Source organism: Nostoc sp. MS1, assembly GCF_019976755.1.
Taxonomy (GTDB): Bacteria; Cyanobacteriota; Cyanobacteriia; order Cyanobacteriales; family Nostocaceae; genus Trichormus.
Map to the genome: position 1 here is coordinate 5,709,894 of NZ_AP023441.1, position 22,252 is coordinate 5,732,145.

General features: G+C 39.9%; 19 protein-coding genes. 7 read left to right on the forward strand and 12 right to left on the reverse strand.

From position 1 onward, the window contains the following. Positions 1-4,983: a PAS domain S-box protein gene (locus tag NSMS1_RS24575; RefSeq protein WP_224087308.1), complete on the reverse strand. Its 4,983-nt coding sequence runs from the start codon at positions 4,981-4,983 to the stop codon at positions 1-3. A gap of 567 nt (positions 4,984-5,550) precedes the next feature. After that, a complete protein-coding gene (locus tag NSMS1_RS24580; RefSeq protein ID WP_224087309.1) occupies positions 5,551-5,733 on the reverse strand; it encodes a nucleotidyltransferase domain-containing protein in 183 nt (60 codons plus the stop codon). A gap of 132 nt (positions 5,734-5,865) precedes the next feature. Between NSMS1_RS24580 and NSMS1_RS24585 the strand changes: the two genes are divergently transcribed. Then, a complete protein-coding gene (locus NSMS1_RS24585) occupies positions 5,866-6,714 on the forward strand; it encodes a thermonuclease family protein (RefSeq protein WP_224087310.1) in 849 nt (282 codons plus the stop codon). A 64-nt stretch (positions 6,715-6,778) separates the two neighbouring features. Here the strand turns inward: NSMS1_RS24585 and NSMS1_RS24590 are convergent, their stop codons facing one another. The 3 genes from NSMS1_RS24590 to NSMS1_RS24600 form a co-directional block, all read right to left on the reverse strand. Continuing rightward, positions 6,779-7,960: an aldo/keto reductase gene (locus tag NSMS1_RS24590; protein WP_224087311.1), complete on the reverse strand. Its 1,182-nt coding sequence runs from the start codon at positions 7,958-7,960 to the stop codon at positions 6,779-6,781. A gap of 90 nt (positions 7,961-8,050) precedes the next feature. After that, positions 8,051-9,256, reverse strand: a complete 1,206-nt coding sequence (locus NSMS1_RS24595) for an HhoA/HhoB/HtrA family serine endopeptidase (protein WP_224087312.1) — start codon at positions 9,254-9,256, stop codon at positions 8,051-8,053. 175 nt (positions 9,257-9,431) lie between these two features. Then, entirely contained in the window at positions 9,432-9,632 is a 201-nt protein-coding gene (locus tag NSMS1_RS24600) for a hypothetical protein (protein ID WP_224087313.1), read from the reverse strand. Here NSMS1_RS24600 and NSMS1_RS24605 point away from each other — a divergent pair. Continuing rightward, positions 9,631-10,032, forward strand: coding sequence for a metal-sensing transcriptional repressor (locus tag NSMS1_RS24605; protein ID WP_224087314.1), 402 nt, complete (start codon positions 9,631-9,633; stop codon positions 10,030-10,032). The genes NSMS1_RS24600 and NSMS1_RS24605 overlap by 2 nt on opposite strands. Before the next feature lie 139 nt (positions 10,033-10,171). Here the strand turns inward: NSMS1_RS24605 and NSMS1_RS24610 are convergent, their stop codons facing one another. Further along, a complete protein-coding gene (locus NSMS1_RS24610) occupies positions 10,172-10,687 on the reverse strand; it encodes a dihydrofolate reductase family protein (protein ID WP_224087315.1) in 516 nt (171 codons plus the stop codon). A gap of 76 nt (positions 10,688-10,763) precedes the next feature. Between NSMS1_RS24610 and menH the strand changes: the two genes are divergently transcribed. Next, a complete protein-coding gene (menH, locus tag NSMS1_RS24615) occupies positions 10,764-11,585 on the forward strand; it encodes a 2-succinyl-6-hydroxy-2,4-cyclohexadiene-1-carboxylate synthase (protein WP_224087316.1) in 822 nt (273 codons plus the stop codon). Here the strand turns inward: menH and NSMS1_RS24620 are convergent. Beyond that, positions 11,569-12,252: a glycoside hydrolase family protein gene (locus NSMS1_RS24620; RefSeq protein WP_224095343.1), complete on the reverse strand. Its 684-nt coding sequence runs from the start codon at positions 12,250-12,252 to the stop codon at positions 11,569-11,571. The genes menH and NSMS1_RS24620 overlap by 17 nt on opposite strands. Before the next feature lie 174 nt (positions 12,253-12,426). Then, positions 12,427-13,083, reverse strand: a complete 657-nt coding sequence (locus NSMS1_RS24625) for an SDR family oxidoreductase (RefSeq protein ID WP_224087317.1) — start codon at positions 13,081-13,083, stop codon at positions 12,427-12,429. Between the two features lie 177 nt (positions 13,084-13,260). Between NSMS1_RS24625 and NSMS1_RS24630 the strand changes: the two genes are divergently transcribed. Continuing rightward, on the forward strand, positions 13,261-13,899 hold the full coding sequence (locus NSMS1_RS24630) for a DUF1997 domain-containing protein (protein WP_224087318.1): 639 nt from the start codon (positions 13,261-13,263) through the stop codon (positions 13,897-13,899). A 56-nt stretch (positions 13,900-13,955) separates the two neighbouring features. Here the strand turns inward: NSMS1_RS24630 and NSMS1_RS24635 are convergent, their stop codons facing one another. Continuing rightward, positions 13,956-14,426, reverse strand: coding sequence for a DUF4079 domain-containing protein (locus NSMS1_RS24635; RefSeq protein ID WP_224087319.1), 471 nt, complete (start codon positions 14,424-14,426; stop codon positions 13,956-13,958). 296 nt (positions 14,427-14,722) lie between these two features. Next, the gene (locus NSMS1_RS24640) at positions 14,723-15,766 is read right to left on the reverse strand and encodes a low specificity L-threonine aldolase (RefSeq protein ID WP_224095344.1); all 1,044 of its coding nucleotides are present in this window, start codon (positions 15,764-15,766) and stop codon (positions 14,723-14,725) included. A gap of 183 nt (positions 15,767-15,949) precedes the next feature. On the opposite strand from NSMS1_RS24640, the gene NSMS1_RS24645 reads away from it, so the two are divergent. Further along, the gene (locus NSMS1_RS24645; protein ID WP_224087320.1) at positions 15,950-16,288 is read left to right on the forward strand and encodes a hypothetical protein; all 339 of its coding nucleotides are present in this window, start codon (positions 15,950-15,952) and stop codon (positions 16,286-16,288) included. A gap of 107 nt (positions 16,289-16,395) precedes the next feature. On the opposite strand, the gene NSMS1_RS24650 is transcribed toward NSMS1_RS24645, so the two are convergent. Both NSMS1_RS24650 and thrC read right to left on the reverse strand, forming a co-directional pair. Continuing rightward, positions 16,396-16,671, reverse strand: coding sequence for a MoaD/ThiS family protein (locus tag NSMS1_RS24650; RefSeq protein WP_224087321.1), 276 nt, complete (start codon positions 16,669-16,671; stop codon positions 16,396-16,398). A 94-nt stretch (positions 16,672-16,765) separates the two neighbouring features. Beyond that, a complete protein-coding gene (gene thrC, locus NSMS1_RS24655; protein ID WP_224087322.1) occupies positions 16,766-18,070 on the reverse strand; it encodes a threonine synthase in 1,305 nt (434 codons plus the stop codon). A 618-nt stretch (positions 18,071-18,688) separates the two neighbouring features. Here thrC and NSMS1_RS24660 point away from each other — a divergent pair. Together NSMS1_RS24660 and NSMS1_RS24665 are read left to right on the forward strand one after the other, a co-directional pair. Then, positions 18,689-21,250 (forward strand): hypothetical protein, encoded by a 2,562-nt coding sequence (locus NSMS1_RS24660; RefSeq protein ID WP_224087323.1) that lies wholly within the window; start codon positions 18,689-18,691, stop codon positions 21,248-21,250. 7 nt (positions 21,251-21,257) lie between these two features. After that, positions 21,258-21,824, forward strand: a complete 567-nt coding sequence (locus tag NSMS1_RS24665) for a hypothetical protein (RefSeq protein ID WP_224095345.1) — start codon at positions 21,258-21,260, stop codon at positions 21,822-21,824. Positions 21,825-22,252 lie beyond the last annotated feature (428 nt).

Genomic DNA, 22,252 nt, shown 5'->3' on the forward strand with positions numbered 1-22,252 from the left:
TTAAACCCGGCTTGGCGTAAAAGAAATTTTAAATTTAGTTCCTGCTTGGCTTTGGATTTCTAACTGACCTCTTAGTTGCTTGACTAGACCTTGAACCAGAGTTAAACCCAGTGTTTTTGCCTTTTTACTATCAAATTCCGCAGGTAAGCCAATACCATTATCTTCAACAATCAGTGTTAATGTTTGGTCATTTTCTTGGTATAACTTGACTTGAATTTCGCCGCCGCGATTATCGCTAAAGGCATATTTCAAAGCATTAGAAACTAATTCATTGATAATCAAGCCGCAAGGAATTGCTGTTTCGATATCCAAACTGACATCATCAACTTGAATATTCAGGCGAATACAGTTTGAACTAACATTATACGAGTCAAACAGGTGAATTGTTAAATCGGGAATATATTGAGCGAAATCTATGTTAGCTAAATCATCAGAGCGGTAGAGTTTTTCATGTACTAGCGCAATCGAAGCAATGCGGTTTTGGCTATCGCGCAGGATGGCACTTGCTTGATGGTCTTGAGTCCGTCGGCTCTGCATTTGTAGTAAACTGCTGACAATACCTAAATTATTCTTTACCCGATGGTGAATTTCTTTGAGTAATACTTCTTTTTCTTTGAGGGAAGCTTTGATTTGTTCTTCTGTTTGTCTTTGCTCTGTAATATCTTGTTGAACAGCAACTAAGACAGTTCCATATTCAGGATGTTTAAACACAGATGTTGTTGCTCGACACCAAAAGGGAGTGCCATCTTTTTTGATATTTTGGACTTCATAGGTAGCCTCACCATATTGCTTAACAGCCGCCGCGATCGCCTCATAAACTTCTGTAGCGTTGGTGTTCTCATCTTCATAGTTGATGATCGAGATATGCTGACCAATTAATTCGCCGGCATCATAACCAAATATCTTGTCAAATTTGGGATTAGTATAGACAATTACACCATCATTGAAGCGAATTAAGGATAACCCCTCTGCCATATTGCGAGTAATCACAGCCTGTAACTCTAACATCTGTTGGGCGCGTTTCTGCTCGGTGATGTTAATACTACTACCGATAATGCGGTAAATACGTGAGTTTTCATCTCTTATGGGAGTGAGGTTAGTTATCCACCAAGTATCTTGATCTTGAAAAGTTAAACATTCTTCATAAGTAATAGTTTTTCCTACATCTATGCAAGCTTGATAGTTTTGCCGTACAGTTGCCGCTAAAATAGGCGGAAGAACTTGCTCTGGAGTTTTACCTTGTAATTGATGAGAAAGCAACCCTGTGATTTTTTCATGCGCCGGGTTTAAACCCATGTAATGAAAATTACTATCTACAACATCTACAACAAAAATTGAATTAGCAACACCATCATATATACTGCGTAAAAACTGCTCTTTTTCCTGAAGTTCTTGCTCGGCTCGTTGGCGTTCACTGATATCACGACCTTCGGGAATTAACAAAACCACTTGTCCTGTCTCATCATGCAGTGGGCGTAAGGAAAAATCAATAGTTGCTATTTGATTATTCGCTCCTAAAACATCTACTTCATAACGGATAAACTCTCCTTGAGCAGCTAAAGTAATTGCTTGTTTTAATTTTTCTTGAGTTTGGGGTGAAATCTGCCACCAATGAGTTTCCCAAAATGGGCGGTTGATCACATCTTGGGATTGTATTCCCGCAAAAGTCAGCGCAGTCTGGTTGGCTTCTAGCAAAATACCTTCAACTGTCAGCAATCCTGTAAACTGGAATGTGTTGTTAAAAATGCCTCTAAATCGTCTTTCACTTTCTTGTAGGGCAGATTGTGCTTGTTCGCGTTCAATGAGAGCAGATTGCCTTTCAGTGATGTCCTGAGCAGTTCCGTAAAGACGAATTACTTTTCCTTGGCAATTCAATTGTGCATTGCCGATCGCTTCGATATAAATTATCGTCCCATCAGCTTTAAATGCACGTAGAACCAATTTGTAAGATTGCCCTGTGGAAATGGTAAGTTCTACTGCTTGGTGTAATTTGGCTCTATCTTCAGGGTGGTGAAGTAGCAAATTTTCTTCGTAGTTTGGTGTGCCTAATGCTGGATCTCGTTGAAACAGTTCAAACAAACCCTTAGACCAAGTAATTTTTCCGGTGGCTAAATCATAATCCCAGTTACCCAGACGAGCTACGTGCTGGGACTCGGCTAATAGTGCTTCACTCTGGCGTAATATTTCTTCGGTAAGTTTAATGTCGGTAATATCAACAACTAACCCATCCCAAGCTACACGGTTATCTGGTAATAGGCGGGGAGTAGAACGAAAATGCAGCCATCTCAAATAACCTTTGGGGGTTTGTACTCGTAACTGTATATCGAATACAGATAAATTTAAACGAGACTCATTAACAGCTTGTTCTAAGCGTAGCGAATCTTCGGGGATAAACTGGCGGTAGAGTAAACTTGAATCTCTTAGGGCATCTTCAGCTCTAATTTCCATCAATCTTTCAATTCCTGCACTTAGGTAAGTAAAGCGATCGCTCCCATCTAATTCGCGGACTACCTGATATACTGCCCCATTAGGTAGGTTATCTCCTATACTCCGCAACATAGTTTTTCGCTCATGCAAGGCAAATTCTGCCAGTTTACGTTGGCTAATATCGGTGACACGTACTAAATTAATTTTTTCCCCAGCAACGTAAATCTGCTTAACAGCTAGGTTTCCCCAAAAAGAATCACCTCGCTTGGTGATATATTCAACTTCTCGACTCCAAAAACCTTGATAATTAAGTTCTTCGATAATGCTATTGATTTCATCAGAGGTAAACCTTTGTTTTTGTAGAGTTTGACCCTCAATACCAATCAATTCTGCTTTACTGGAGGCGGCAAACATTTCTACTGCGTGTTGATTACAATCTATAATCAGTAGCGTTTGCGGACTTACTAGAAACAAAGCATCGGCAGATTCATTATAAATAGCTTGTAGTAAATCTCGACTGTGAATAATTTCTAACTCAGCCAGTTTGCTATCAGTAATATCTTGAGTTGTACCGAGAACTTTATTAGGGCGATTATTCTCATTCCTAGCAAATACTACCTCCCGTGACCTTAACCAGCGCCAAGTACCATCTTTATGTTTCATTCGGCACTCAGTTGTTAACACTTCGCCATCAGCTGCATTTTCCCAATGGTTGAAGTTCCGTTGTAATAAAGGTAAGTCATCAGGATGCAGAACATCCAAGAAAAACTGAGCGCCTCGTTGCTGAATTTCTTCTGGAGGATAACCTAAAATATCCTCAGACTGGCGATTGAGATAAACATTACTACCTGTTATGGGGTCAAAAATATATAAAAGTTGCGGAGAGTGACTAATAACTTGCTCAATAAAATGTTTGCTTTCGCGCAGTTGCGCCTCAATTTGTTGGAGTTCGCACTGTGCAGCTTTTTGTTGTGTAATATCTTTAGCTAAGACAAATTTTGCCGGCTTTCCTAACCAAGTAATGAGATGAGAATTAATTTCTATATCTATGACCGTCCCATCCCGTAGACAGTGTTTAGCTTCACAGGTGAAGATAGTAGTAGAGCTATTGATATCAGACATGGAACTGAACAAAGCAGGAATTTCTTCATGGGGGCGAATATCACAAAGTGTCATTGAGAGAAATTCTGCTTCACTGTAGCCATATTTATGAATTGCTGCCTGATTTACAGCCAAAAAACGCAAAGTTTCGGGGTCAAAAATCCACATGGGATTGGGATTATTTTCAAACAGCAAGCGATATTGAGCTTCCGATCGCACTAAAGCTGTTTCTGCTTCTTTGCGTTGGGTAATATCTGCCAATGAACCAACTAAGCGGATGGGATTTCCTTGTTCATCCCATACAGCTTTAGCCCGTGAACGAAACCACCTGTAGTAGCCATCTCTGCATTGCAGACGATATTCAACATGATATGACGCTATTTCTTGTTTTAAATAAGCTTCTTTAGTGGCTATTACGTGGTTATAATCATCAGGATGAAGACGAATCCTCCATTCATCATTAAAGCTACTCAGTTGGTGGCGTTCATATCCTAACATCTCAAACCAACGCTCTGAACGGTAGGTGTGGTTAGTGGTTATATCCCAATCCCAAATCGCTTCATCTGTGCCTGCGATCGCTAATTGCCACCGTTGTTCACTTTGTCGCAAAGCTGCTTCTGCTTGCTTGAGTTCACTAATATCAATGTTAGTAGCTATGACAACCCAGCAGTCTGCTTGCGCATCGTAGCGAGAAGTGTAAGTAGAACCAAGCCAACGCAAAGAGCCATCTTTGTGATAAAACCGATACTCCAAATTAAAAGGTTTTCCGGCAAAGATATCTGCATAACTAGGTATGATTACCGTCTCTCTATCTTGTGGATGTACTCTAGACATCCATAATTGCTTATCATTAAATAATTCCTGTGATGTATATCCAAAAATGGTTTCACAGCCGATAGAGTGGTATTCATATTCCCAATCGTAATTAGGATACACTCGAAAACTGACAATAGCAGTACCAATAGCGTTATTAATAACATCATTTAACTTTGCTTGCGAGGCATGATACTGAGCATCTTTTTGGGATAGTAGATGGGATAGTTGCTCTTTTTGGGCTTTTTCTTGTTCTAATTGTGCGTTTTTAGCCTGTTCTAATGTCACCACACCTAAGATTCCCCTACTACCAACTACGGGTAAGTGACTAATATTATTTTGCCCAAAGCGCTCTAAGATATGAGTTAAATTCTCAAGTTCTGACTCCTTGATAGTAATGACAGGTTGACTCATCAGTTCCCCAACAGAAATTTCTGCCAACTGTCTTTGCTGGGCGATCGCTCTCATCACATCTGTTTGTGTAATAATACCTACTAAATTGTGCTGATTCACAACTAATATACAACTACATTGAATTTGATACATCTGCGCGATCGCTTCCATTACTGGTGTATTTTGCGCGACCATCACCAATGCTTCTTCATCGTTTTGCTTCAACAAACGTAGTTGGGGAATATTCATCAAAGTGTCAGTGATTCTGTGATCAATAATTGAAACTTAAGATTATGATAGATATTTTAAATTGTAAAATTTTTTACAAATATTTATTTTCTTAATTAATACTATATACACAATTACACTCACAAGGGTATTCTTCTTTTTATTAGTTTTCAGTAGATAGGGTTATACAAAAGTTGCTACCTACATACTTCTACGTTAGCAAGTACTTAGAAGATATTTGGGTAAGGACACAAGGTCTTCCGTCCCTACAGATAATCGATGTGTTGGAAATATTTTTTGAATCGATATCACACCCAATAACAAAAATCCCTCTGCTGCTGAACAGTCAGAGGGAGATGGTATGGTGTGAGGAGCAAACTGAATGTTCACTTAATATTTACAATAACAAGCGATTGTGACATCGTTGTCACAATGTTATGAAAATCATGCGACATCTCATAAGTAAGAACACAAGTTGTAAGTCTCTATAAATAGTCACACAGACAAATTAATAATCTCGGTTCGCCAGCAAAAGCTGCTAATAGATGAACCAACGCTACTGACCAAAATTTGGCGTTCCTGTAATATCTACTGATAATGAATATCATCGACAACAACTATTAAATCTAAATCAGAATACTCATCCATTTCTTGGCTTAAATAAGAACCAGCGATCGCCACACCTAATAAACGTTCATCCTGGCTTAATTTTCCTAAAACCTGCTTTAAAAAAGCCTGATGGACTTCAGGAATCAATATATTCTCTTCCATCTTTGTTATGTCTCACTTAAATATGAAAATTCTAGAGTAAATTTACGAAATCCCTAATAACTCAGGTGATATTTCTAGAAGATCCGTATTTTTCTAGTTGTTAATCTTATCTTTTCTTTTGACTATATGACAATGAAACTCATCCAGGGCAACTTTAGAATCCTTAAAGCTGCACCTGATGGCGATTCCATTCGCTTCTATCCCAACAACCCTGAACTGTGGGATGAACGAGTTCAACCAAACCGTACTGGCGGCGCACAACTGCGCTTAGATAGTATTGATTCTCTAGAAACACATTTCCAAGCCAAAGGCGGTTTAGGTACACAACACCAACCTTTAGAATTAGCAGATGGTGCGGCTAACGAATTACTGAAATTTTTAGGCTTTAAAAAGATTACGCGCAACGACAGAGAAGTTGTAACGGCGGCGGAACCAGAAGAAGTTCCTGGCTATATTCTCACCAGCTTTGCTGATGTGTATGGTAGGAGTGTAGCTTTTGCCTTCAAAGGTAAATCGGATGTAGCGGATGGTAGTGAGATTTTTATAGATAAATCCCTGATTAAAAAAAGTGCTAACTACCACATGTTGAATAAAGGGTTAGCATACCCCACCTTTTATTCCAAGTTATATCCTGATATCCGCAAAGAGTTGACCATTGCCGCCGAGAAGGCGCGGAAAGAGAAAAAAGGTGTATGGGAATTAGACAAGACTAATGAAGGTTTTGTTTTAGAAGACTTAAAAACCATCACTGATGATGTAGTCATCTTGCCTAAACTATTTCGCCGTCTCCTTGGCTATCTCGGCATCAATGATGGTAGTGCAGAATTAGATGGATTTTCTAAATATTTAAAATCTTTGGGCGATCGCGTAATTATTCTACCAGAGGGTCATGTCACCGGCTTCCATTACGTTGTCAAAGTTGAAGGACAGAAGATTCAGTTAACTGTGCAACCAGAAGATTTAATTTTCTTGGAAAAGTAATTTATTGTTTGTAGTAAGGACTTTAGTCCTGATTTTCTTAGGATTAAATTCCTTACTACGAACTTTAACTTTGAGACAAACGCTGCAATTCCTCACCCGCTAAAAGTTGATGCGCTTTGGCTAGAAATTGAGGAATCTTATCAGCGTGGGGACTAGAGGAAAGACATTGTTTTAAATCCACCTCTGCTAATTTGTCGGCTTTGTTACCAGGGAACCAATGACTAGCGTTACCTAGCAAGTTGTACCGCATTTTGGCGTAATCTACTAAATCGTAAGCAGTAGCTAGATTCAACAACCATAAAATCACGCGGATATTTACTTGACCTGGGGTATCTTCTAATTTAGGTAAATTAGTTTGCCAAGTCTTTACCCAATCTTCGCCCAAGGTAGCGATCGCCGCTTCTTCCAACCTCGCTAAAATAGGTGGTAATATTTCAGATGCTCGGTCTACTAAGTCTAATGTCTTCAAGTGTTCATCAAAATCTTGAGGTTTAGCTGCACCTAAACTCAAGGTGTGTACTTGCGAATGACTCAAGCAAAACAAATCATTGAACACTATTGGACTCAAAGGTGTGCATAAATCCACTAATTTTTGAGGTGGACTATATAACTTACCTCCCTTATCCGTAGGACTAATAATAAATACACCCATATCATGACGGGTAGCCGCTTCAATAGCTGGCCAATTCCATTGATTAATGTAGTACCAATGCAGGTTGACATAATCAAATTGATTGGTATTAATTGCCTTTACAATTACATCCGTAGCACCGTGAGTAGAAAAGCCCACAAACCGGACTTTACCCTCGGCTTGCAACTGCCGTACTACATCCAAACAACCCCCTGGACGTACACTATAATCTAATAACTCAGCATTATTAATACCATGCAGTCCCAGTAGGTCTACATAATCTAACTGAAGATAACTCAGGGATTGCTCAAATGTGTTGCGGAACTCTTTTGCATCCGCTACTGGCGAAACTTTTGTTTGGACAATCAACTTTTCACGGGGAAACTTAGGTAATATTTTCCCTAACTGCATTTCCGAACTACCATAACCACGAGCAGTTTCAATATGATTAATACCAAGTTCAACAGCTCGATTAATAGTAGCTTCTAGATTTGCCTGATTATCAGCCGGAATATCCGAGTAACTAACATCTTGCCATTTATGTTGGTATCTCATGCCGCCGCAAGAGAACACCGGTATCTGTAATTGGGTGCGTCCAAATCGTCTATATAACATTAGTGGGAAGGGGAAAAGGGGAAGGGGGAAAGGTAAGAATTTGTTGTCTTAACCCTTTGCCCTTCCTATGGACTATGGACTAATGACTTTTTATGCTGCATTTTGCAACTCAGCTGTCCGTACTGATAACTGCTGTGTCTGATTACCCCGTTGTACTCTCACCTGTAAAGCTTGACCCAAGCGGCTATTTTCCACCACATTCTGTAATTGTTCAGCAGAAGTGATGGCTTGACCATCAACTTGGAGAATTACATCACCTCGACGAATACCAGCACTAGCAGCCGGAGAGTTGGGAACAACTCGAATCACCAAAACACCGTTTACTTCAGGAATGGCAAAAGCAGAGTTGGGGTCATTATTATTTTGTTGAGCTAATTCTGGTGTTAAAGTTGCCATCTGCACACCTAAATAGGGGTGAGCGACTTTACCATCTCGTTGTAGTTGTACCGCGATCGCTTTCGCTTTATCAATAGGAATCGCAAACCCAATCCCCATTGCATCAGCACGAATAGCGGTGTTAATCCCAATTACTTCACCCTTATCATTTAACAGGGGGCCACCAGAATTACCAGGGTTAATGGCTGCGTCAGTTTGAATAAAATCTAAACGCTTATCAGTAATCCCCACTTGGGCGCTAGAACGCTTGAGAGTGCTGACAATACCCAAAGTAACAGTATTATCGAAACCCAAAGGATTACCAACTGCGATCGCCCAATCTCCCACTTGCACAGAATTAGAAGAACCAAGCGGTGCAACAGGGAGACTATTACCAGCGTTGATTTTCACCACCGCTAAATCTGTAACTTCATCAATCCCTTGCACCGTACCCTCAAAACTTCGCCCATCCTTGAGCCGTACAGTCACGCGATCGGCCTTATCGACCACATGGGCATTAGTTAAAATTAAGCCACTTTTATCGATGATAAACCCAGAACCTAGACCACGCAATTGTTCTGATGGCAATTGGCCTTGAAAACCCTCACCAAAAAAACGCCGGAAAAATGGGTCTTCCATAAATGGGTCAACCCGCCGTGTAATAGTACGTTCCGTATCAATTCTCACCACAGCCGAACCAACACGGTTTACAGCTGCTGTCACAAAGCTGCTATTACCAACAGCCGCCGCAGCTGCTGATTGTTTTTGCGCAATTAATTCTGGTGCAGTAGACGTAGGTGCAGGTTCCGCTTGTGAAGGTAACACCCACAGACTGCTAACAGTTAACACAACCCCTATAAATATAGCTATTACATGAGTACCGAGTTGGCGTATAGTCTGTGGTATTTTGGCAAATTTCATATTTACAACCTAATCTAGAAGCCTAATTGTTGCCTAATAGTGAAAAATCCATTTAAAGTTATTTTGGCAAACTTATTTGGATAATCAACCCTACATACCGACTTCAGCATTCTAGTTGAAGCCTAAAGCAGTAACCTGTATGTAAATAAAGTTAATTGAACATTTCACCTAATAGCTATTGTAGAGATTCCCACTCCAGAGGTTCGGGTTTCACCAAAGAGTAGGGAGTGAGGGGAGATGTAGCTTTAGCTTCCCGTAGGGGAAGTGGGGGAAGAGGAGGAAGAGGAGGAAGACAAGCAAGACAAGGGAGATTAACAACTGTCAACTGGCCAATTAGGCTACGATCTGAAATATTACCAGTGCCATATTCAGCCATGAATGGATCAAACCGATTAGTTAAAGAATCCTTGCCTGTATCTCAAAAAGCCGAAGAACACCATAATCATGATGCAGAACACGACCATACAAATCACTCTCACGGGCAGGTCGAGTCGGTTCATCCCCACGTTCACAGCGAAGAATCTTTACGGCGAATTGTCAACCGCCTATCACGCATAGAAGGACACATTCGCGGAATTAAAACAATGGTGCAACAAGGTAGCCCTTGTCCAGACGTATTGTTACAAATTGCTGCTGTTCGAGGCGCGTTAGATAAAGTAGCAAGAATTGTTCTTGATGAACATTTAACCGAGTGTATTGCTAGAGCCTCCAAAGAAGGCAACATAGAAGTAGAAATTGAACAACTCAAAGCTGCTTTAGATCGATTTTTGCCTTAATTATTAAATTAAATTTGATTAAATAGGCTAAATAATAATAAGAAGATGGATAAAGTTTTTTACACTTGCTTCTTACTGCAATTAATTTGTAGGGTGGGCAATGCCCACCACATTATTTTAATAAAATGCAATGTGTTAATTAACTAAAGTTGTAAAATATTTGGACTAACCCAGTATCAAAAGTTTTGATGTTTTTCAAATCTAGTTGCGTTTCTAAACTTGAGTCATTAACAATCAAGGGAATCCCAGTACCTAAAATAATTGGATGTATTGAAAGAATCAACTCATCTATCAAATGATGTTGTAGAAAAAAATGAATTAATTGCGCACCACCAACTAACCAAATATTATTTCCATGAGACTGACATAATATGTTAACAAAATTTAGCCAATTACTATTAACAAATTTTGCATTATTTGCTGTTTCTCCTGATTCGGTTTTAGAAAATACAAAAACTTCCTTGTCCATGTAAGGATATTCTTCAAAGCTTAAAACTTGTTGATATGTCTTATTACCCAAAATTAAAGTGTCAACTTGGTCATAAAACTCGGTGTAACCATAATCTTGGTCAGTAAATAGCCAATCTATCTCTCCTGATTCTCTGGCAATGTATCCATCAAGACTAGAAGCAATGAATAAAATAATTTTTCGCATAATCTATATAACTTTTTAACTTGCGTAGGAATAATACAATTTCCTATTATGGTTTTACGGAGAAGTTATATAGATTATGCTTATCAAAAACTACCAATTCAATTATTCATTCATTAATAACTCAAATAAATCCGTTATTCTTCTACTTCACGGATTCATAGGTAATATAGATGAATTTGATGAAGCAATAAAATTACTAGGTGATGATTTTTCCTATCTAAGACTTGACTTACCTGGACATGGGAAAACTCAGGTATTAGGCGGAGATGAATATTATTCGATGGAAAAAACTGCTCAAGGTTTAATTAATTTATTAGATGAACTAAAAATTACTAAATGCTTCTTAGTCGGTTATTCAATGGGCGGAAGATTAGCATTATATCTAACTTTACATTTCCCCGAACTGTTCTATCAAGTAGTGTTAGAATCTGCATCCCCAGGTTTACCTACAGAAGTAGAACGATTAGAAAGAGTTAAACGTGATGCACAAATAGCTAAAGAATTAGCAAGAAGTGTCAATAAATCTGATTTTGCATCGTTTTTAATCAATTGGTATCATCAACCCATTTTTGGCAATATCAAATATCATCCAGAGTTTGAATCAATGCTAAAAAGTAGGTTACAAAATCAGCCTATTGAGTTAGTGAAATCATTACAATTCATGGGAACCGGAAGCCAACCCTCTCTATGGAAAAAGTTACAAGATAATCAAGTTCCTCTATTGTTATTAGTTGGTGAGCATGACGAGAAGTTTATAGAAATCAATAGAGAAATGGCTAAGATATCTCAATTATCCAAGCTCAATATTATCACTGATGCGGCTCATAATATCCACTTTGAGAATACCTTAGAATTTGTCCAGAAACTACAAGAATTTTTCTCTATTGCTTCTCTTTAGTTTGACTCTTAGTAGTAGGGGTTGGGGTAACAGTTTTTGATGCGGGATTGTTAGCCGTTGTTAATTCTTCTTGTAACATTTTCTGATAAACTCTGGGTAGAGCGCTACTGATAGAATTTGTTTCTATGCCATAGCCTAAACTTGTCCAAGTGGGTGAGAGTCGCCGCAAAACATCGTTGATTTTGCCTTGGTGCAATAGTTGAGAAATATCCACACCCCAAACTTTTGAATCATTTAACCAACGATAAACAACCAAATCTTGATATTCTGGTTCAAAACTATATCTAGACCAAAACATCATTGGCGATGGTTTTGGATGGTAGCGGGGAGCAATTTGATACCAAGTGGTGTTGATAATTTGATATCTTCCAGCCGCAGTTGAGCAATTACCTGTGTTTGGCCCTGTAAGAATAGTAACACATATCTCAGGATGCTTGCTTAGGTTGTTTACCTGCTGTCCACCATACAAAAGTGAGTAAGGACGGTTCCCGTTAGCTTCACTGGCTGAGATGGTTCGCATCAAAGCACGGATGTAGGGATCACCCCCTTTCATTACCAAAGGTGGTAAATTATTGCCAAAAGTGGGATCAGAGGGCGATCGCAATTCTTCAAAAACATACCATTGAAATAAGTACACAAAGCCGAGAAGTGCGGCTATAGGGCCAATCAGCTTTTCAACGCCCTTGAGTTCAAAACCTTTCAGATTCTCACTCCTTGCAAATTCGCTCTCTAATCTAACAACAAAAATAGACTTGTCAATTTCGGTAAATGTCAGTTGACAGTTATCAGTTATCAGTTGTTTTTAACTAATGACTAATGACTATGGACTAATGACTAATAACTAACACTGCTGAAATAACTCACCAAAAGTTTTAGCACTAGCTTCTGGTTTAGCAACAATCTCGACTATTTTATTGCGTGCGCTTGGCTCAAACAAAGATTCCACACACACTTGAGCTACTTTTTGCCGGGGAATGCTACCGTCAAATAAGGTATCAGCAGTTTGCATGACGATCGCATCTGAGTTATCCTCATTCTTCAAGCCACCAGGACGGACTATCGTATAAGTAAGACCACTTTTTTGTAGATATTCTTCCGCTTGTTTTTTCCACACTAAGATTAGCCAGAACAGGTTCAATGGATGGAAAAATTGGGAGACGCACAAAGAAGTGACTAAAACAAAATTTTCAATTCCCTTGGCTTTGGCTACATCTACTAAATTCTTAGTGCCTTCAAAATCTACTTTATAAGGCCCTGTCGGGTCAAAGCTCGGTTTTGCACCAGTTGCACATAGTACCACTGTGCTATCTCCCAAAGCAGCCGTCAGGCTGGCGGGATCTAATACGTCACCTACAATCAACTCTGCATCAGGAGGTAAGATAGCTCTAGCTTTTTGCTCATCTCTCACTAAAGCACGTACAGGAATATTCCGCGCTATCAACTCTTGCACAATACGGCGACCTGTTTCACCTGTTGCCCCTGCTACAAATGCTTTCATGATTCACGCTATCCTGAATATTTAATATATGGCTGCTCAGTATATTGTAGTGATTCCATGAAGTTTATGACAGATTTATAAGATTTCGGTCAAAATAAGAGATTAGTGCTAAATCACCCACACAGTCTGGGAATTATTTAATAATAGACAAACGCCAAATTAGAGGGGAACGCATTGATGCTTTCGACAAACGGCGAATATCAATCTCTGGATATAGTAGAAAAAACTGTGCCTGTCGTTCCTAATTTCCAAGAAAATGAGGACACAGACACACCATTAATTGGTACATTAACAAAATTTTACGGTCGCTATAGCGACTCTATGGAAATGTACGCCCCAGCCGCGACTGTTGCTGAGTATCTGAATGGTCATGCTAGCTGGTTTACACGCTGTGCTGAACCGATGAAGGTGCATCCCCTGGGCGAAAATGGTTATGCTTTAACCATTGGTCGATTTGGCGCTTTTGGTTATGAAGTAGAACCCAAGATTGGTTTAGAACTTTTACCCCCAGACGAGGGAGTCTATCGTATCCGCACCATACCCATTCCCGACTATCAAGCACCAGGGTATGATGTAGACTATCACGCAGCCCTTCAGTTAAAAGAAAATTTCGCCGAAACCATCGTCACAAAAGTTGAATGGGAACTAGATTTAACAGTCTGTCTCCACTTCCCCCGATTTATCCAGCGTTTACCTAAATCTTTAATTCAGTCTACAGGCGATCGCCTACTTAACCAAATCGTCCGCCAAGTATCCCGCCGTCTTACCCGCAAAGTCCAACAAGACTTCCACCAAACTTTCGGTATTAGTCAATAGTCAACAGTCAACAGTCCAAAACTAATGACTATGGACTAATGACTAATGACTAATGACTAAGCTTGAGTAAGGATTCTTTGAACAATTTGCACGCCAGTGATAGCCTGCCAAGTAAAGAGTCCTAAAATCACGAAATTGATTAAAATATGGCTTACCCTCGCCCAATTTGCCCCTTTCTGCATATAAGGAGATAAAGCAGCAGAAAATGCAATTAAACCTGTCATACCTAGTCCAGCTAAAAGATGCGGCCCCACAAATAACTTGCCGTTATTAATATAGGTGACAGCCATCCCACCAATTGCACCTGTTACCATCAAAGCTAAAAGTATTGAGCCTATTTGGTAGTGTCTGACATTGTATCTACCTTTAATCAATTCTTTCTTTTCTTCTCCTTGCGCATTTCTGGTACGCTGTACCTGTAGCCCTAAATAAGCCGCGTAGAGTGAAAGTGCTAATAACACCCACATAATCAAGGGGTGAAAGAAATTTAACCAATATTTAACCGGGGCAGACAATTCCAAACTCATTGTGTTCTCGCCTAATGCTTAAATCTTAATAAAAATTAGCATAACTCTATAACAGGGAATAGGGAACAGGTGAGTCCACTTGCCGTATTCTCTGCGAGAAGCTATGCGTTGGCGTAAGCCTGTCGTAGACAAGGCTGTTCCCGTCACGATGGCAAAGTGGCGAACCCGGAAGGCAACAGGGAACAGATTGGAAAGCCCCTAGCGCTCAGAATTGTATGATAGTTTGAGTGGCGTAGGCCTAACCCGTTGTAGACATCGCTACACACCACCTCCACCTATATGAGAAAACTCTGCCTCTAGCATCTAGAAAAACCTGTTTTAATATCCGCAATTAATTGATCAATTCTCTCTTTGGTAGTGTTCCAAGAACACATAAAACGTATACCACCAACTCCAATGAAAGTATAAAACTGCCAATTTTTATCCTTTAAATATTGAATCACTGGCCCTGGTAATTTCACAAAAACGCCATTAGCCTCACGAGGAAACATGATTTCTGCGCCATCTATATTTAATAATTCATTTTCCAAATAGGCAGCACATTGATTAGCATGATGGGCATTTTTTAACCATGCACCAGTTTCTAACAAACCCAACCACGGCGCAGAAATAAACCGCATTTTCGATGCTAATTGTCCAGCTTGCTTACAACGATAATCAAAATCTTCTGCTAAAGCTTTCTTAAAGAAAATAATTGCTTCCCCTAATGCCATCCCATTTTTAGTACCACAAAAACACAACACATCAACACCACTTTTCCAGCTAATCTCCGCCGGACTTTTATTCATAGCTGCAACTGCATTGGCAAAACGTGCGCCGTCCATGTGAACTTTTAATTTATACTTATGGGCAACTTCTTTAATACCTAAAAGTTCTTCTATAGAATATAAAGTTCCTAATTCAGTTGCTTGGGTAATACTAATAACCTTTGGTTTGGGGTAATGAATATCAGCCCTTCTAGTAATCACAAATTCTATAGCTTCAGGTGTTAACTTACCGTTTTCTCCCTTTGCTAGTAATAGCTTAGAACCATTAGATGCAAATTCTGGTGCGCCACATTCATCAGTTTCTATATGTGCTGTTTCGTGACAAATCACACTGTGATATGACTGACAAAGTGCAGCTAGTGATAATGAATTAGCGGCTGTACCGTTGAAGGTGAAAAATACTTCACAATCAATTTCAAATAACTCTCGAAAATAATCTGCTGCTTTTTGCGTCCATTCATCATTTCCATAAGCTGGCGCACTACCTTGATTAGCTTTAATCATATAGTCCATTGCTTCTGGACAAATACCAGAGTAATTATCACTGGCAAACTGTTCTAAATTAGTACTTATCATTTTTAGATTAATTTACCTTGATTTCGAGAATATACCCTGTCGCCCTCTGTAACTCTGCGGTTAAGAATTATTTATTTAACCACAGAGGCACAAAGAACACAGAGAGAGTGGATTAGGATAAATATTAACTATTTATATTTTTAGGAAACAGTAGAAATAAAATATAGCAACAGAATAATAATGCAGTTGAATATAATTAATAACCAATTACAAATAGAATTTACATGGAAAGAACAATTACTAGCTGTGCGTTTCCAAAAACTTTGGTTAATACCTTTAGCGCATATCAAACAAGCAACGGTAGGTAAACCTCAAAGTAGCTGGAAAGAACTACGCGCACCTGGTAGCTTCATTCCTGGGATCATCAAAGCTGGAACCTATTATACTGATAGGGGGAAAGAATTTTGGTATGTAAATCGAGATACTAATTACTTAATTATTGAGTTAGAGGATGAATCTTATCAAAGAATTATCCTTACTATCGAAAACAATACTTATTGGCAACAACAGCTTACTTAACTTTAACTGATACTATTATAACTTTTTCCCCTATAATTAGGGGAAAAAGTACAGTAGCCACGTTGATTTATAAATTTAAACGGGTGAAGAACCTAAATTTTGCGGTATCAACCACCAGCAACAGCAGGAACAATACTTACTTCATCACCATCTTTCAAGGATGTAGCTGTCCCATCGAGAAAGCGGATATCTTCGCTATTGACGTACAAATTCAAAAAGCGTCGCGGCTGTCCTTTCTCATCGCACAACCGCGATTTAATACCGGGAAATGTTTTCTCTAAAGAATCTAGGAGTTCTGCAATATTGCCACCACTTGATTCTAAAGCAGCTTGATTGTTTGTGAAATTTTGCAGGGCGGTTGGAACTAAAACTTTTACGGCCATAGTTAGTTAATTATTTGTCAGTGGTCAGTTGTTAGTTGTCGATTGTCAGTTGTCAGTTGTTTATTACTAATGACTAATGACAACTGACTATTGACTAAACTAGGACTTGTTGCCATTCTAGGCGATCAAGGGTACGAGAACGTTCTAATGCACGCTCGAAACTATCGAGTTTGGCATCAATTGTCAAAGGTTCGCCAACGTAGCCTTGTACTGCTTCTTGGGTCTTCAAACCATTGCCAGTGATGTAAACTACGGTGGTTTCGTCTGGATCTATCTTGCCAGCTTCTACCAATTTTTTCAGTACAGCGACGGTTGTACCACCAGCTGTTTCCGTGAAGATGCCCTCTGTTTCTGCAAGTAGCTTGATGCCTTCGATAATTTCTGCATCAGTCACTGATTCAATATTACCGCCTGTTTTCTTGGCAATTTCAACAGCATAAACACCATCTGCTGGGTTGCCGATCGCAATTGATTTAGCAATTGTATTCGGTTTAACTGGTTTAATAAAGTCTCTGTCTTCCCTAAATGCTTCGGCGATGGGAGAACAGCCTTCAGCTTGTGCGCCACTGAAGCGAACTGACTTACCTTCTACTAAACCAACCTCGACAAACTCTTGGAAGCCTTTATAAATCTTGGTGAACAGTGAACCGGAAGCCAAAGGTGCAACTATATGATCTGGTAGTTCCCAACCTAGTTGTTCGGCAACTTCATAACCCAAAGTTTTAGAACCTTCCGAGTAGTAGGGACGCAAGTTAATATTGACAAAACCCCAACCATGTGTATTAGCTACTTCTGAACAGAGGCGGTTTACTTGGTCGTAGTTGCCTTTCACAGCCATCAGGGTAGGACTATAGATTAAGCTACCTAATACTTTCCCGGCTTCCAAGTCAGAGGGGATGAAGACGCAACAATCTAAACCAGCATGAGCGGCGATCGCAGCTGTAGAATTGGCTAAATTTCCTGTGCTAGCGCAAGAAACTGTAGTGAATCCCAACTCCCTAGCGCGAGAAAGGGCGACGGACACCACCCTATCCTTAAAGCTGAGGGTGGGCATATTCACTGCATCATTTTTAATGTAAAGCTTGTTTAGACCCAGGCGACGGGCAAGACGATGGGAACGTACCAGGGGAGTCATACCTGTTCCCACATCTATTACATTGTCAGTTGCGACGGGCAGGAAGGCACGGTAGCGCCAGATAGAGTTGGGGCCAGCTTGAATTTTTTCACGGCTAACAGATTGACGTATAGCATCGTAGTCATACTTAACTTCTAACGGCCCAAAGCAAAACTCACACACATGACTGGCTTTAAGTTCATATTCTGCGCCACATTCTTTACATTGCAATGATTTTAATGTGGCATTGCTTGCTTGGGTGAGTTTGGATATTGCCTGAGTCATAAACTAGCCTTCCCTGTTTGTCCGTCAACTGAGGTTGATAGTAACACGGGTAAAAACACTAGTCAAACATACCCGACTAAAATTATCGGGTTTAAATTTTCCTACAGAATAGGCTTTGCATTTTTTGGCTTACATTAACCTAGTAAAATTAACTATAATAATTATATTTTTACTACAACAAATAAAAAAATACCAGTAATTTACTTAAATAAAAATACTGAAAAATACTGTTTCATTAAGTTGCAATACTAGTATTTTGACCCTTTTGTTATTGATTTATTTGCATTAACTTTGCTATGTATGAGCGATAGCTCCATAACAAATAACTAATCAAACCCTTGAAAATACATATGTTTGACCTGTAACTGGTTTTATCAATCCCTGTAAATCAAATCGGTGTTCCCAAAAATACAATGTCCTTTGGCGTTAGTTGTTTTTGTCAAAAAGGTAACTTTGTAACACCGCAAATTTTAAGTCCTTTTTACTAAGGAATCTAACGATGAAAATCCTGGCTACAGGATTTTCATCGTTAGATGCAACAAGAGAGTGGAAAAACTTAGGTTTGCATTTACTCTGCTCGCAACTTATCAGGCTGTATCTATAAAGCAACTACACCAAATGAAATCTAGTCATCAAATTACCAAGGCTAAAAAGCCTAAACTTTACCGTACCTTACTAACAGCAGCATTTTTATCTAACGGTATTTTCCTATCTACTATCCCAGCCTTAGCCCAAACTGCACCCACAGCAGCAGGGACAACTATCGACAACCAAGCCACTGCTACTTACGAAGATCCTAATAATCCAAACATACCAATCAATGCTACTTCTAACAAAGTAACCGTCACCGTAGCAGAAGTAGCAGGTATCTCCGTTGTCGCTGGTACACCTGTAGATGAGAACGGTGGTACTTATCAAGCCAAGGATCTTGTATATTTCCCCTTTACCATCACTAACATAGGTAATGACCCGACAAGATTCCAAATTCCTGCCCAAGCTGGTATTACAGGGCCAGTCGAAACAAGTAAAGTTCAATACTACAACGGAACAGATTGGTCAGATGTTCCCAGTACTGGCTTCACCACAGATTCTATAGCTGTTAATGGGAAGGTGGAAGTAAGAGTAGTCGTCACGATAAATTCAGGTGTCACACCAGGGCAAACAATTAAAGTTACTTTGGGAGAAACTACACCACCTGAAACCAAAGTTAACTCTCCCCGTGCTGGCTCGGTTAATGATGCGAGAGACGTTTACACCGTAGACAACCCAGATGGTACACCTGGAGAAGTTCCTGGTGTACCCGCTAACGGCGTAGTAGAAGGTAGTGTAGCAGCTTCTATAACTATTGCTCCGAAGTTTTATTCTTTAGCTACCATCCTCAAAACTCGTGGTAGTTATAACAATGTCAATCCGCTCAACGACATTGTAGGTGATACCATCAATTACAACTTGAGTTTACAAGTTAGGTCTACTGATAACACAGGGCAAAACATTACTCCCACAGCTTTAGCAGGTACTGATGTCCCTGGTCTTTCTGGTAAAAATATCTTAGTTTCTGATGCTATTCCTTTTGGCACAGAACTAGCCACAACTCCAACTGCTCCTACTGGTTGGACTGTAGTTTATTCTACTACTCCAGTCATCACATCTGCTAATGCTGCTACTTGGACAACCACAGCACCAACTTTGTCTCAAGTCACTCGCATCGGTTTTATGAAAGCTACTGTAGATGGTGATACATCTACTTACCTTCCTGCTGCTGATGCACAGCAAATTCAATTCTCTATTCAATTAAAAGTTAGAACAGGACAGACTGCACCTCTAACTATAGCCAACATCGCGCAAGTATTTGGTAAAACACCAGAAACAAATGCCCCTGTACTGGATGAGTCGGGTGATCCAAATCCCAGCAACTTTGATGGGCCTCCAAATAACATGACACCCCCACCAACCACAGACACTAATGGGGATGGTGTGCCAGATAAGTTACCAGATATTGTGCCTGATGGTTTTATTACTGACCCGAAAACTGACCCAACTGATCTAAACAACACTGGAACAGATACTAATGGTAATAATGGTGGGGATACTAACAACCCTGGTGCAAACCCTGGTGGTGAAGCTAACGTCTTTGTTCTGAATATCGCCGCAGTATTGAATGGCCCAAATGGACAACCAGATGCAGTGGGTCTGACAAACAATAATGACGACTTTACGAACAAATCTTCCAATGTTCCCGCTAATACTGCTCCAGGTACAACATTTGATCCAAATGTAGTTAATTTCATTAACACCATTAGAAATGGTGGTACTCAAACAGACAATATCTCTTTATTACCTACACCACCAACTAATGCAGGTAATTTGCCTAACGGCACAGTTGTAACTATATCTGCTAACAATGGTGCGACCACTGCCACTTATACATACAATAACGGACTCTTTACATTTACAAATGGTACTGGTGTCGTCGGAGGCAACCCAGTTAGTGCTACTAACCCAGTGCGAATTGATAATGTAGCAGCAAATAGCACAGCAAACTATACTGTGACTGTTGACCTACCTGCTGGTACTCCACTTTCAACAGATACTAATATCCAACGCGGTTTCCCTGTACCAATTACCGCATTTATTGACACCAATGGTAATGGCTTGGCTGATGATGCAGCGACAAATATTACTATTGATCGCGTCTACACTGGCTACTTACAATTGTTAAAACAGTCACGGATCTTACAAGGAACTGGCCCAGCAGTTCAAGGTGCAGATGGTACTTTGAGTACGACACCCAAGCAACCTGCACCTGGAAATATTATTGAGTACGTGATTCAGTACAAGAACATTTCTGAGGCAGCACCTCCAGCCCCAGGTACGGGCAACGTGACTTTGAGTGCTGGTAATGTGGTGATTACTGAAGATGGCACAACATTACCGAACAACTGGGCGAAAGATAACGCACCTACAAATGGCGTAATTGAGACCAGTCATGTTCTTGGCTCGGCTCAAAGTGCAGGAGGAACAATCACGTTCTTTAGTGGCGATTCTGCTAATAATCTTCTTGGTGGTGAACAAAGTGGTACTACTGCGGCTAGTGATGTCACTAAGTATATAAATACTGTCACTAACCCAGTTACCCCTGGTCAAACAGGAACATTTATCTTCCAACGCAAGGTTAACTAATATGAAGATGAAAGATTTGTTGATTGCTGGGTTAGGTTCCAGTCTACTGCTGACAACAGTTTCGTTTACTACTTGTTTACCAGGGGTAGTTAGTTGGTGGTCATCTAATAGTGCAGTTGCTCAAAGTCCCCAAAAGCAGACCGCTTTACAGTTGCGTTTGGAAGGTGAAAAGCAAGTTTTAACGAAGGATCAGCAAGGTAAACAACAGGTAACTTGGCAAGCTTTGAAAGGGCAAGCACAGGTTAAATCAGGGGATATATTACGCTATACCTTAACTGGGGAAAATACAAGCGATCGCCCCATCAAAAACCTCACTCTCTATCAACCCATCCCCAAAGGCATGGTATATGTGCTGAAGTCTGCCAACCTCAGTAATCAAAATGCCAAAATTACCTACAGCATTGATGGCGGACGCACTTTTGTGGAAAATCCCACAATTAAAGTCACCCTTCCTGGTGGGAAAGTTGAAACTCAACCAGCCCCCGCAACTGCTTACACTCATATCCGGTTACAACTCCCCTTGGTAACGGCGAAAACTACAGTCAAAGCAACTTATGAAACTCAGGTACGCTAACTGAATATTTTTGTCACCTTTTTGGGAAATATGTATTTATTAGTCAGCCGTTTTGAATTATCGATTTTGATAACATCGGTTGGCTAATAAATGCCTAATTTGTTATCGATAAACTTGATTTTTTACATCATTTAAAAAAACTCAGGGTAAACCTCACCCTTCAACCCCCTTCACTACCGGAGGAGGGGGAGAGAAATCAAATCCTTTCTTACAAGGAGAGATTTTTTTCAATACTGTAAAAATTCAAATTTATAGATAAGTAAGTCGGTGGGAAAAAACAAAACTAAGTTAAGAAAGGTAAACAAAGCTATAACCCTCTTCCCTTCTCCGCAGTTGCTCCACTTGGGCAAAGCCCAAGACCGCACTGCTCTCTGCCTCCTGCCTCCTGCCTCCTGCCTTGCCATAGCGATAATTTTTAACACTGAGCT